This window comes from Vibrio sp. 1CM23M, from assembly GCF_023161755.1.
GTDB lineage: Bacteria > Pseudomonadota > Gammaproteobacteria > Enterobacterales > Vibrionaceae > Vibrio > Vibrio coralliirubri.
In genome coordinates this window covers 1123532-1137224 of sequence record NZ_JALNTR010000002.1, presented here as the reverse complement: position 1 = coordinate 1137224, position 13693 = coordinate 1123532, and the positions used below count along the sequence as shown (strand labels likewise).

The following is a 13693-nucleotide window of genomic DNA, read 5'->3' as shown; positions in this document are numbered from 1 at the left end:
CTTCTCTGGATTGAGAGCCAAACCTAAGTAGCGTTTCGCTGATATATGGGATATATCGACTTTCGACATGTTACGAAGACAGGATTGAACATGAAAATATTCATTATGCGCCACGGTGAAGCAGAACATTTTGCCAACTCGGATGCAGAACGAGCGTTGACCAAGCGCGGGAAAATGGCTTCTCTTGCCGTGGCACAAGCTGCAAATGAGCAGGGGATTAGTCAATTCGATAAAGTGCTGGTGAGCCCATATTTAAGGGCACAAGAAACGTGGTTAGAGATCTCTCAGGCGTTTTCTGGAAAGAAAGTAGAAACCTGTGATGATATTACGCCTTATGGAATGTCCGACGATGTGTTTGATTTGACCTTAGCAATGGCTGAAGTAGAAAAACTAGAGACCATTTTATTTGTTTCTCATTTACCTCTAGTAGGCTACCTAACGGCAGAGTTTGCAACAGGCATGGCGCCGCCGATGTTTCCCACTTCGGGCTTAGCGTGTATCGACTTCAACCTTGAGACACAAAAAGGTGAGTTGCTTTGGAACATCAATCCATAAGCTCGTTGAACTCTGTCGGGTGACGAAGTTGAAGACAAATAGAAAGGGCATCTCAATATGATTGGGATGCCCTTTGTTGTTTTTTGGTGAGAGAGAATTCGTTAACCAGAATTATTTCTCAGGAACCGAAAGCAAGACTAACAGCGCGCCATTGCCGCCAAACTCTAACGGCGCTTGGTGGAAGGCCATCACATCTGGGTGCTGTGCTAACCACAAAGGCACCTTCTGTTTAAGGATGTGTTTACCGATACCGTGTTGAACACAGGCACACGCCACGCTCTCTTTTACGCAGTGCGCAATCATCGCGCCCAGTTCACGTTTGGCTTCTTGTTGAGTCATACCATGCATATCGAGATACACGTCAGGCACGTAGACACCACGACGTAGGCGCTTGACCTCATATTTAGAGACATCATCACGCGCATAACGTGTCGGACCGTCTTCGCTAAGATGCGGAATGAACTCATCCGAGAAATAAAACTCGCTATCACTGGCTTGTCTTGCCGTTCGAGTAATTTCTTTTTGCTTGGCATTTCTTTTTGGCTGCTGGACTATGGTATCCTGTTGCAACTTTTTAACGCCCTTTACTGCATCGTTGAACAGGGCGAAATCGTCATCGAAGTCGGTGTCTTTTTTGCTCATCAGGTTATGAATTCTAATTAGAAACGTAATTAGCAGTATTGTAGCGCTTTTCGGAGACAATTTTGGATAAGATTTTTGTAGAAGAAGCGGTATCAGAACTACACACGCTTCAAGATGTGATTCGTTGGACTGTTAGCCGCTTTAACGCAGCTGGCCTATTTTATGGTCACGGCACTGATAACGCGTGGGATGAGGCAGTACAACTTATCTTACCTACTCTTTATCTGCCGATTGATGTTCCTTCGCATGTGATGAACTCTCGTCTAACGAGCAGCGAACGTCTACGTATTGTTGAGCGCGTAATCAAGCGTATTAATGATCGTACACCAACGGCTTACCTAACCAACAAAGCTTGGTTCTGTGGTCTTGAGTTCTTCGTTGATGAACGTGTTCTTGTGCCTCGTTCGCCAATTGGTGAGCTGATCGAAGCTCAATTCCAACCTTGGTTAACTGAAGAGCCAACTCGCATCATGGATATGTGTACGGGTAGTGGTTGTATCGCTATTGCTTGTGCTCACGCATTCCCTGACGCTGAAGTAGATGCGATTGATATCTCTACAGACGCATTGCAAGTTGCAGAGCAGAACGTTCAAGATCACGGCATGGAGCAGCAAGTGTTCCCAATCCGTTCAGATCTTTTCCGTGATTTGCCAAAAGAGAAATACAACCTGATCGTATCTAACCCACCTTACGTGGACGAAGAAGATATGAACAGCCTACCAGATGAGTTTACTCACGAGCCAGAACTTGGCCTAGCAGCGGGTACCGACGGTCTGAAATTGGTTCGTCGCATCTTAGCTAATGCACCAGACTACCTAACTGACGACGGTATTCTTATCTGTGAAGTAGGCAACTCAATGGTTCATATGATGGATCAGTACCCAGAGATTCCATTCACTTGGATTGAATTCTCTAACGGTGGTCATGGCGTATTCATGATCACTCGTGAGCAGCTTGTTGCTTGCGCTGATGAGTTCTCTATCTACAAAGACTAGGTTTCAATTATTAGGTTAGTGCCCCTATCTTAGGGCTGTAAGCTTAGAACCTGACATCTAGTAAGACGTTCGATTTGAAACGTTTTTATTTAAACGCCATGCAGCAATGCATGGCGTTTTTTATTGCCTAGATTAAAGATGTTTGCATTTATATCGAAGAAGTTCAGCGCAATATTTAGTTGATTAATATGAGGGCTTATTACATATTGGTGTTTAATATTTAGTCGTTTTAGTGAGTTAAGGAGAATTCACGATGAGCTTTGATACATGGATTTATTATTTACTAGCGGTGCTGATCTTAACGGCATCACCAGGCCCAAGTTCTTTATTGTGCATGACCAAAGGTGTGCAATCTGGCTTTAAATTATCGATATTTACCGCCTTGGGGAGCTTAACTGCGATTACTGGCATTCTAACCTTATCGTTTACCGGACTAGGGGTAATTATTGCTTCGTCTGAAGTGGTATTTAATGTCATAAAATGGACTGGTGCGGCTTATCTAATCTTCCTCGGCTGGAAATCACTGCGCTCTAGCCAACAAGATTATGACAAGTTACCGGATCAACAAGGCGGCTCTCGAACTGTCAAAGAAAGTGCTGCGCAGCATTACCTAAGTGGCTTTATTGTTGGCGCGAGCAACCCCAAAGCTATCCTGTTTTTTACCGCACTTTTCCCACAGTTTATTGATCCCTCAATTGCGCTATTACCACAGTTTACCGTGTTTGCTTTGACCTTCGCAGTGATGGAATTGTCTTGGTTACTGGTGTATGCCTACTTGGGCGCGAAGTCGTCAAATTGGTTGTTTGCGAAAGGTCGAGCCAAGGTCTTTAATCGTGTCACTGGAGGTGTCTTTATTGGAGCTGGTGCACTGCTTTCGACGACCAGTCGAGCATAACTTTCTGTTTTATCAGAGAGGTGAATGATTACAGAATATTCTTGATGCTGTCATAAAAGGTTAACATTAATGTGCTTGCTGCATTTGGCGAAAAGCCGATATATTGTAGTTACACCATCACGTTCTCAAGGAGAGACATATGCAGCATCAAGAAATGATTCAACACAGTAACTTTGGCGTAATCAGTCGTACTTGGATTTTCTCTACCCTTTCTCTAGTGGGTATTCTTGCTCTAATGTAGTCAACTTCATGGCTCTATAGTTTTAGTTTTTATTATGGAATCACTTGTTAAAAAGTCTTCAAAGTCAGAACTCTTTCTCTTATAAATGTGGCTTTTCTCATCAGGCTAGCCACTTAACTTTTTCTTAGTCATCTTCTTCTAGCAAGCATCCCCCAGTAATTTACTCCTAGTCACCACTTTCTTCCTGTGGAATGGTTTATCACCTTACCTCTATAAACAAGCGCCATCGCACTTCTGAAGTTGTTACAAAACTGTGATAATCTTAAGTTATCTTTTATCTACAGTGTATCTCTCATGTCTGTCTGGGATTCTATTTCATTTAACAATCGATTTACTGCATTACCTCGACTGTTCTATACCCCAATTCAACCTACACCGCTCAGCAATGTCCAATGGCTCGCATGGAACCATAAGCTTGCGGATGAACTCGGCTTTCCTCCATTTGATGATGCTTCAGAGGAATTGCTTGAAACGTTATCTGGCAATGTTGAACCTGAGCAGTTTTCGCCTGTAGCAATGAAGTACGCAGGCCACCAGTTTGGTTCTTATAATCCGGATCTAGGTGATGGAAGAGGGCTGTTATTAGCTCAAGTTGTCGCGAAAAGTGGCGAAACGTTCGATTTACACCTCAAAGGTGCAGGTAAAACGCCTTATTCTCGTATGGGTGATGGACGCGCTGTTATTCGATCAACGGTTCGTGAGTATTTGTGTAGCGAAGCGATGGCGGGGCTCAATATCCCAACCACTCGTGCATTAGCCATGATGACCAGTGACACGCCAGTTTATCGTGAGAAGCAAGAGTGGGGAGCATTACTGGTGCGTGCTGCAGAATCCCACATTCGATTTGGGCACTTTGAACATCTGTTTTACACCAATCAGTTGGCAGAACATAAATTACTGGCTGATAAAGTCATCGAATGGCACTTCCCGGAATGCCTTGATCAAGAGAAGCCCTACGCTGCCATGTTTAATGAGATTGTCGATCGCACTGCGGAAATGGTCGCGTTGTGGCAAGCGAATGGTTTTGCTCATGGCGTGATGAACACCGATAACATGTCGATCATCGGGCAAACTTTCGATTACGGTCCATTCGCCTTTCTTGATGAATATGACCCTCGCTTGATCTGTAATCACTCAGACTACCAAGGTCGTTACGCATTTAACCAGCAACCGAGAATAGGTTTATGGAACCTGTCGGCACTGGCTCACTCACTTTCTCCGCTGGTGGATAAGGCCGACTTAGAGGCGGCTTTAGAGCAGTACGAACCGCAAATGAACGGTTATTTTAGTCAGATGATGCGTCGTAAATTGGGGCTGCTTTCGAAACATGAAGGCGACAGTCGTTTGTTTGAATCTATGTTCGAGCTGATGTCACAAAATAAAGTCGACTACCCAAGGTACTTAAGAACGTTGTCGAACTTGGATACCTTGCAGCCGCAAGACGTGATTGATTTGGTTATCGACCGAGATGCAGCAAAACTGTGGGTAGATAACTACTTACAACGCTGCGAATTAGAAGAGATTTCAGTGGCAGAGCGCTGTGAAAAGATGAGACAGGTAAATCCGAAGTACATCCTCAGAAATTACCTAGCTCAGCTAGCCATCGACAAAGCAGAGCGCGGTGATAGCAGCGATATTGACGCTTTGATGGTGGTACTGGCAGACCCTTACGCGGAACACCCGGATTATGAACACCTAGCGGCTCTACCTCCTGAGTGGGGTAAAGCCATGGAGATCAGCTGCTCGTCATAATCAGCTACGCATGACAATCGACTGCTCTTGATAGCCAACTGTACGTGATAATCAATTGTGCGTGATAACTAACTATCAGCGGATTAAGCCTTAAAGATTCAGATAGAGGTCACTAAGTTGTGATCTTTATCTGTTTGTTCTTCTAACTTTACAAACATGTCAATAATCAAACAATCGGCCAGCCTATACACTATGTGAATAAGTTGTAAATTTAATAGGTTTGGGCGATGCCAACAAATACTCGAATTCTCGTGGTGGATGATGATCAAGAAATCCGCGAGCTGCTGGAAGAGTACCTCACAAAATCGGGTTTCGATGTCTCTTCTGTGGGAGATGGTGTTGAACTAGAAGCTCATCTGCAAAACCAAGGTTATCCAGATCTGATTCTGCTTGATGTGATGCTACCCGGTGACGACGGTTTTACCTTGTGTCAACGCGTCCGTAAGCAATCGAATGTGCCTATCATCATGCTGACTGCCGTATCGGATGAAACCGACCAGATTATCGGCTTAGAAATTGGTGCTGATGATTACATTGCCAAGCCGTTTAGCCCTCGTCAGTTAATGGCTCGTATCAAAGCGTTATTACGCCGCGTTCAAGTGGTGGATGACAAGCCAAGTGATGCATTGCCAAAGCAGATTATTTTTGGTGATTGGACGCTTGATACGTTAGCGCATCGAATTTCCCACAATGAACACTCGGAAGAGATGGATTTGTCGGGCAGTGATTTTTCTCTGTTGATGTTGTTCTTAACTCGTCCTAACGAAGTTCTCGACCGTGACACCATCTCTTTCGCTACCAGAGGCCGTGAAGCGTTGCCTTTTGAACGTGGCATTGATGTGCAGCTTAGTCGCCTGAGAAGCCGACTGGGCGACAGTGGTAAATATCCTCATTACATCAAAACCATGCGCGGCAACGGTTATATTCTTGCTGTGCCTGTTCAGTATGAACACTAAGCATGGCTTACTGTTAATCAAGTATTTCCAATGAAGTATTCCGGATGAATTATCTCGTATGAACTGGTTGAGTCGGTTAAAGCCAAACTCCTTGGTCGCAAGAACCTTGTTGTTAACCTTGCTAGCGGTCGTGATTGCTCAAGGTATCGCAACGTCTATTTGGTATAGCGAATCCAAACACAAAGAACTGGAGGGGATTCGTTCTGCCTCTTCAAGCATGGCGAACATGTTTGCCTCAACGGTGACTTTCTTCCAATCTCTGCCCGTTAAATATCGTCATATCGTGTTAGATCAGATCCGCAATATGGGCGGTACGCGCTTCTTCGTTTCTTTCAATAAAGAGGCTTTGATCGTTGAACCGATTACCGATACCCGCTTAAAAACCGCCTCAATTGAAGCAATAGAAAGTGTTTTGAGTAGCAAGCTCAATAAAGTCGAATCAGTGCGGGTTGATTTCTCTCGCCCTGAACATCTTCGTTTGCTTAAAAATGACATCTACTTGAGCGATCTCCCACGATCGTGGGCACATCACACATTAACCTTAGAGCCTCTTAATCCGCCGATTTTGGTTGTTCAGATAGAATTAGCCAGTCATGAATGGGTGTATATCGCCGCGTTGTTACCGGCGCCTTACGTCAAACTCGACGATACGATTCTCGGCAGAGAACAGGTGATCTTCTTAGTTTCCTCGACCCTCATTCTTTTGGTTTTGACTTACTTGATGATTCGTCGGCAAGTACGCCCTCTTAAAAAATTAGCAAGAGCGGCCAATGAGATGAGTATGGATATTCAGCAGCCACCACTTAATGAAGAAGGGGCAACGGAGCTGGTGACGGCGACCCGAGCCTTCAATCGCATGCAGCAACGAATTCGTCGCTATGTTGCCGACCGTGAGCACCTTTTCTCGGCAATCTCCCATGACTTAAAGACACCAATAACACGGCTTAGATTGCGTACAGAGCTGTTGGAGAGTGAAGTAAAGAAAGACAAATTCAACAAAGATCTCGATGAGCTTGAGATGATGGTTAAAGGTGCTCTTCAGGCCGTAAGAGATACTGACTTACACGAGAACAATGCCATTATTGACCTCAATGAAATGGTGCTTGCTGTGATTGAATCTCATAACCAGTACCAAACGAAGGTTGAGTTCGAGCCGGTCGTCATTGAGCCATTGGTCGCGAAGCCACTGGCGATAAAGCGTGTACTGACCAACTTAATCGACAACGCGGTTAAGTATGGTTCCTCAGCTGTGGTAGAAATCAGCGGTGATGAGCTTTGGGTAGTCGTGACCATTAAAGACCGTGGCAATGGCATTCCAGAAGACAAGCTAGAGTTAGTTTTTGAACCTTACTTTAGGTTAGCAACGGATGATCAAGGACACGGTCTTGGCCTCGGGATCTGCCGAAATATCCTGCATGGACACGGCGGAGATCTCATTATTCGCAACTCCTCTCAAGGCGGCTTAGAAGCCAAAGTCTATATCCCAACAGGCCTAGAAGTGTAATGTAACAATTATGTTACATAGGGCTTACCTTTTGTTTCAATCCTAAAAATCAAAATAAGTAGACTCTTTATTGAACCGGACGTCGAGTCCGCTAAAACATGGAAGATAATAATGAAAATCAATAAAACCCTACTTACTCTATCTCTTCTTGCTGCCTCAACATTTTCTCAAGCTGGTGAAGTGGAAGTGCTTCACTGGTGGACTGCCGGTGGCGAGGCGAAATCTGCAGCGGTACTGAAAGAGATGATTGAAGAACAAGGCCATACTTGGAAAGATTTTGCTGTTGCTGGTGGCGGCGGTGAAAGTGCGATGACTGTTTTGAAAACTCGAGCAGTGTCGGGCAATCCTCCATCTGCCGCGCAGATCAAAGGTCATGATATTCAAGAGTGGGGTGGTTTAGGTTTTCTAACGTCTCTCGATGCAACGGCGAAACAAGAACAATGGGATGAGCTACTGCCAGAAGTGGTCACTAAAGTGATGAAGTGGGATGGCGAATATGTGGCGGTTCCTGTCAACGTTCACCGTGTTAACTGGCTTTGGGCGAACCCTGTTGTTTTAGAAAAATCAGGAGTGACGGTTCCAACGACATTAGATGAGTTCTTTGTTGCCGCAGACAAGATTAAAGCGGCTGGCTTCATTCCACTGGCTCACGGTGGTCAACCTTGGCAAGACGCTACGGTATTCGAAGCTGTAGCACTTGATGTACTAGGCAGTGAAGATTACAACAAAGCGTTCGTTGATCTGGATATGGACGTGTTATCTGGCGACAAAATGGTGGAAGTGTTCACCAAATTCAAAAAGATGCGTGATTACATCGACAGCAACTCTCCGGGTCGTGATTGGAACGTAGCAACTTCGATGGTTATCAATGGCGAAGCGGCAATGCAGATCATGGGTGACTGGGCGAAAGGTGAATTTACTGCGGCAGGCAAAGTGCCGGGTAAAGACTACATCTGTGCACCAGCTCCAGGTACTGATGGCCAATTCACTTTCAACATCGATAGCTTTGCGTTCTTTGAGCTGAGTGACAAAGAGAACCAAAAAGCGCAGCAAGACCTAGCGAAAACCATTCTTACCAAAGATTTCCAAGAAGTCTTCAACCTTAACAAAGGTTCTATCCCTGTTCGTCTAGATATGGACATGTCTAAGTTTGACCAATGTGCGTTGGATTCAATGGCAACCTTCAAAGCAAGTGCGGAATCTGGCGATCTTGTTCCGAGTATGGCTCACGGCCTAGCGACAACAAGCTACGCTCAAGGCGCTATCTATGACGTAGTGACCAACTTCTTCAACGAAAAAGATGCCGATCCAAAAGAAGCGGCGGCTAAGTTAGCGAAAGCTGTGAAAGCGGCTATCTAATCTAACTTGATAAGCGACACACAACGCACGTGAGTGACGGGTTGTGTTGCTTTACCAAACCCCCAGGGTGGGTAGGCTCGTAGGGAGCCTATCTACTCTTCACTCCCAATTCTGATATGCGTGATGCTGATGTGGTGCCGAGAGGTAAGCCATTGGCTCGATTGTGCAACAAGGATAAGTTATGGAGCATGTTTTGACTGAGTCGACTCCAAAACCCACAAGGAGCCAGCCTGCACCGAAACCAAGTTTTGCTGACAGGTTGCAACATTGGTTACCTAAAATTGTACTGGCGCCGACCGCGTTAGTGACCGTGGTCTGTATCTACGGTTACATTTTTTGGACGGCAGCGCTGTCGTTCACCAACTCTCGATTTCTGCCGAGCTTTAATTTCGTTGGTTTAACCCAATATGAAAAGCTGATGGATAACGATCGCTGGATAACCTCAATCACCAACCTCGGTGTGTTTGGTTTTCTATTTATGGCAATTGCTATCTTGTTAGGTGTGGGTTTAGCGGTGTTGCTTGACCAGAATATCCGCCAAGAAGGTGCGATTCGTACTATCTATTTATACCCAATGGCGCTGTCATTCATCGTGACAGGTACGGCGTGGAAATGGATTCTTAATCCGGGTCTTGGCATTGAAAAGCTGATGCAAGATTGGGGATTTACTGACTTCAAATTTGATTGGTTAGTCGACTCTGAAATGTCGGTCTATACCTTGGTTATCGCGGCACTGTGGCAGTCTTCAGGCTTTGTGATGGCGATGTTCTTAGCGGGTCTTCGCGGCATCGATTCATCAATTATCAAAGCGGCACAAATTGATGGGGCAAGCTTACCTACTATTTATCTCAAAATCATTCTGCCTTGCTTGCGCCCAGTGGTTTTCAGTGCGGTGATTATCACCTCACACATTGCGATTAAGAGCTTCGACCTTGTGACCGCAATGACGGCGGGTGGTCCGGGCTATTCATCGGATCTTCCTGCGCTATTTATGTACGCACACTCCTTTACTCGTGGACAAATCGGCCTTGGTGCCGCCAGTGCCATGATGATGCTTGCCGGTATCTTAGCGATTCTCGTGCCTTATCTTTACTCTGAACTTAGGGAGAAAAAGTCATGATGAATAACATCAATTTTGCTCGAATGTTTATCTATTCAGCACTGCTTTTCTTCTGTTTAGTATACCTAATGCCATTGTTCGTGATGGTGCTGACCTCTTTCAAAACTCTGCCAGATATCAAGGCGGGTAACTTGATGAGCTTGCCGAAAGAGTGGGTGTTCGATGCTTGGTATAAAGCGTGGGACACCGCTTGTACGGGCGTGAAATGTGAAGGCATCAAAGGCTACTTCTGGAACTCGTTCCAAATGGTGATTCCTGCGGTTGCGATTTCAACATTGCTCGGTGCATTCAATGGTTATGTGGTGACGAAATGGCAATTTAGAGGCTCAAACCTGTTCTTTAGTTTGTTGTTATTTGGTTGCTTTATTCCATTCCAAGTGGTGCTACTACCAATGGCAACCATGCTCGGCAAGATGGGGCTAGCGAACACAACCATCGGCTTGGTGATTGTGCACGTTATCTACGGTATGGCATTTACCACACTGTTTTTCCGTAACTTCTACATCTCGATTCCTGATGAATTAATCAAGGCGGCAAAGCTCGATGGTGCTGGCTTCTTTACCATCTTCTTCAAGATCTTATTACCGATCTCAACGCCGATCATCATGGTGACGGTGATCTGGCAGTTCACCGCAATCTGGAACGACTTCTTGTTCGGGGTGGTGTACTCCGGCTCAGATACTCAGCCGATCACCGTGGCATTAAACAACTTGGTGAACACCAGCACAGGCGTTAAAGAATACAACGTCGACATGGCTGCCGCGATCATCGCCGCACTGCCAACGCTGTTGGTGTATGTCTTCGCAGGAAAATATTTTGTTCGTGGCCTAACGGCAGGATCAGTAAAAGGATAATTACCCATGGCAACATTAGATTTAAAACAGATCCGTAAAACCTATCGCAACGCGGACAACGAAACGTTAAAGGGCATCGACATCAGTATCGATTCGGGGGAATTTTTGATACTTGTCGGCCCTTCGGGGTGTGGAAAATCCACCCTAATGAACACCATTGCTGGGTTAGAAAGCATTAGCTCGGGTGAAATCGTGATTGATGGTGTCGATGTCGCTCAGGTTGAACCTAAAGATCGCGACATTGCGATGGTATTCCAGTCGTACGCGCTTTACCCAAACATGACGGTACGCGGCAATATCGCCTTCGGTTTGAAGATTCGTAAGATGCCTCAGAACGAGATCGATGCTGAAGTGAATCGAGTGGCAGAAATGCTGCAAATCGAGCAATTGCTTGATCGTAAACCGTCGCAACTTTCTGGTGGTCAGCGTCAACGTGTCGCGATGGGACGTGCTCTGGCTCGTCGCCCTAAGCTTTACCTATTTGATGAGCCGCTTTCGAACTTGGATGCCAAGCTGCGTGTTGAGATGCGTCATCAGATAAAACGTCTGCACCAGAAGCTGAATACCACGATTGTTTATGTAACCCATGATCAGATCGAGGCAATGACACTGGCTGATCGCATCGCAGTAATGAAAGATGGTGAACTACAGCAGCTCGGCACACCGCAAGAGATCTACACCAAACCCAACAATATGTTTGTGGCAGGCTTTATGGGTTCACCGTCAATGAACTTCATTAAAACCATGGTGGACTTAGATGAGGAACAAAATCCGATTATTAAAGTGGTTGGTACCGCAGATCAAGAACACCATATTCGTTTGCCACAAAGTATGCGTGACCAAGATGGCAAGGAGTTGGTGATTGGGCTGCGTCCAGAACACATTACCGAACAGGAAGGTGATGATGTTTCTGCCTCCACAAAGCTAGACTTACAGCTGGAGGTATTGGAACCGACAGGGCCAGATACTATCGCTATGGTCAAAGTGAATGACCAAGAAGTCGCGTGTCGCTTGTCTCCGGAATTTGAGGTGTCGGTTGGGCAAATGGCGCCGCTGCATTTTGACCTATCCAAAGCCGTATTCTTCGATGCTCAGACGGAAGCGAGAATCGATTTCTAACTTCTAGTTGCTGAGTTAGTTTAACAATCAAAGTTCATGTCAAAACCAAAGGCAGTATCACCAACGAGTAATAAGTAAGGTGATGCTGCCTTTTTCGTTGTTTTAGCCGCTTTTTATTCCTCACAAAAACAGAGGGATAACCAAGTTAAATGCTTTAACAGCAATAATATCGCGATTTAGTATCTCTTAGCCCTATAAAGCTGACGTAGAACAGCGTAGGATCGACTCAACTTTAGACCAAATACTAGGTTGCACTTTGGTGCATAAACAGAAGAATACATGAAACTAACAGCAAAACCCTCAGCTAGTAACGCTTTACTTATTTCTATTACGACACCGGACTTCAAAGGTGACGAAGCAAAAGAGTCTCTTGCCGAACTTGCTCGCTTAGTAACAACCCTAGGGTTTAAAGTGGTTGGTACTCAATCGCAGCACCACAGTTCAGCTCAACGACAAAACGTGTTGGGTGCTGGTAAGCTTGCGGAAATTGCTCATCTAACCGGTTACCAAGGTTCGATTGAAGAAGCCGAAGATGAAGACTTCCTTGATGAATCAGGTCTATTTGATTCAGAAATCGACGAGCTAGATTTTGATGATCTTCCAACGGGCAATTTCCAATACGGCGCCGCTGATGTTGTGGTCTTTGACTGTGATTTAAGCCCATCTCAACTGCGCACTGTTGAGGCGAGTTTGGGTGTGGAAGTATTTGACCGTACTGGCATCATCATCGAAATCTTCAGCCGCCACGCTCGTACTCGTACTGCTCGTCTGCAAGTTGATATCGCTCGTCTAAACTACTTAGTGCCACGACTTCGTGAAACGGCTGAGGGTGATAAAGAGCGTCAAATGGGTCAGGGCGCCGGTGAAACTTCACTAGAGCTAGACCGTCGTAACGTACGTGACCAAATTGCTGCGCTTAAGCGTGAGCTAGTCAGCGTACAAGATGAAATGAAGACCCGACGCACAAGGCGCGCGGAGCTTTTCACTGTTGCTTTAGTTGGCTACACCAATGCCGGTAAATCTTCGATGATGCGTGCAATGACCGCAACCGAAGTGGTGGGTGAAGATAAACTGTTCGCAACGTTAGACACCACGGTTCGTGCGCTTCAACCAATTACTCAACCACGTATTCTGGTTTCTGATACAGTGGGTTTCATTAAGAAATTACCACACGATCTGGTTGCTTCGTTCCACTCAACACTAGCAGAAGCGCATGATGCTTCATTGCTGCTTTATGTCGTTGATGCTTCTGACGTTTCATTCCGCGCCCAACTTGATGTGGTACACGACGTATTGGCACAGGTGGGTGTTGAAGGCAGCGAAAAACTATTAGTGCTGAATAAGTGCGATAGATTGACGGAAGAACAGCAATTAGAGCTGATCGAAGAATTCCCAGATGCGATGCTAACGTCGACTCGAGATCCTCTGGATATCACGAAACTGCACAAGTACATCGTTAGTGTTGCTGAAGAAGGCATGATCGAAGAAGAGATCACGATTCCTTATTCTGGACAAGGCATCATCGGTGAGATTCGCTCAAACATGAGTGTGGTTAAAGAAGAATACGATTACGAGTGTATTAAGTTGACCGTTCGCTCTAGTGAAATTGACTTAGCTCGACTGAAAAAGCGTATGCAGAAGTCTTAATCTTTTAGCTAGCTTAAGAAGAATGACCAAAAGAAAAGCGACCTGATAAGGTCG

General features: G+C 45.4%; 12 protein-coding genes. 11 read left to right on the top strand and 1 reads right to left on the bottom strand.

Annotated elements, in window-relative coordinates; genetic code table 11:
* Positions 1-90: 90 nt before the first annotated feature.
* Positions 91-555: a phosphohistidine phosphatase SixA gene (gene sixA, locus MSG35_RS10390; protein WP_017064097.1), complete on the top strand. Its 465-nt coding sequence runs from the start codon at positions 91-93 to the stop codon at positions 553-555.
* 111 nt (positions 556-666) lie between these two features.
* Here the strand turns inward: sixA and smrB are convergent, their stop codons facing one another.
* Positions 667-1197 (bottom strand): endonuclease SmrB, encoded by a 531-nt coding sequence (gene smrB / locus MSG35_RS10385; RefSeq protein ID WP_017064096.1) that lies wholly within the window; start codon positions 1195-1197, stop codon positions 667-669.
* A gap of 62 nt (positions 1198-1259) precedes the next feature.
* On the opposite strand from smrB, the gene prmB reads away from it, so the two are divergent.
* The 10 genes from prmB (at position 1260) to hflX (ending at position 13639) form a co-directional block, all read left to right on the top strand.
* The gene (gene prmB / locus MSG35_RS10380) at positions 1260-2192 is read left to right on the top strand and encodes a 50S ribosomal protein L3 N(5)-glutamine methyltransferase (RefSeq protein WP_017060640.1); all 933 of its coding nucleotides are present in this window, start codon (positions 1260-1262) and stop codon (positions 2190-2192) included.
* A 253-nt stretch (positions 2193-2445) separates the two neighbouring features.
* Positions 2446-3087: a LysE family translocator gene (locus MSG35_RS10375; RefSeq protein ID WP_248383849.1), complete on the top strand. Its 642-nt coding sequence runs from the start codon at positions 2446-2448 to the stop codon at positions 3085-3087.
* A 535-nt stretch (positions 3088-3622) separates the two neighbouring features.
* Positions 3623-5080, top strand: a complete 1458-nt coding sequence (locus MSG35_RS10370) for a protein adenylyltransferase SelO (protein ID WP_248383848.1) — start codon at positions 3623-3625, stop codon at positions 5078-5080.
* A gap of 227 nt (positions 5081-5307) precedes the next feature.
* Entirely contained in the window at positions 5308-6036 is a 729-nt protein-coding gene (locus tag MSG35_RS10365) for a response regulator transcription factor (RefSeq protein WP_048607871.1), read from the top strand.
* Positions 6037-6094: 58 nt separating this feature from the next.
* Positions 6095-7540 (top strand): ATP-binding protein, encoded by a 1446-nt coding sequence (locus tag MSG35_RS10360; protein WP_248383847.1) that lies wholly within the window; start codon positions 6095-6097, stop codon positions 7538-7540.
* A 111-nt stretch (positions 7541-7651) separates the two neighbouring features.
* Entirely contained in the window at positions 7652-8899 is a 1248-nt protein-coding gene (locus tag MSG35_RS10355; RefSeq protein ID WP_048664276.1) for an ABC transporter substrate-binding protein, read from the top strand.
* A gap of 181 nt (positions 8900-9080) precedes the next feature.
* Positions 9081-10019, top strand: coding sequence for a sugar ABC transporter permease (locus MSG35_RS10350; protein WP_009848503.1), 939 nt, complete (start codon positions 9081-9083; stop codon positions 10017-10019).
* Positions 10016-10873, top strand: a complete 858-nt coding sequence (locus MSG35_RS10345; RefSeq protein WP_060468181.1) for a carbohydrate ABC transporter permease — start codon at positions 10016-10018, stop codon at positions 10871-10873. The genes MSG35_RS10350 and MSG35_RS10345 overlap by 4 nt, the downstream gene beginning before the upstream one ends.
* Before the next feature lie 6 nt (positions 10874-10879).
* Entirely contained in the window at positions 10880-11992 is a 1113-nt protein-coding gene (gene ugpC / locus MSG35_RS10340; protein WP_248383846.1) for a sn-glycerol-3-phosphate ABC transporter ATP-binding protein UgpC, read from the top strand.
* A gap of 279 nt (positions 11993-12271) precedes the next feature.
* Positions 12272-13639, top strand: coding sequence for a GTPase HflX (gene hflX, locus MSG35_RS10335; protein WP_059021166.1), 1368 nt, complete (start codon positions 12272-12274; stop codon positions 13637-13639).
* Positions 13640-13693: the final 54 nt, after the last annotated feature.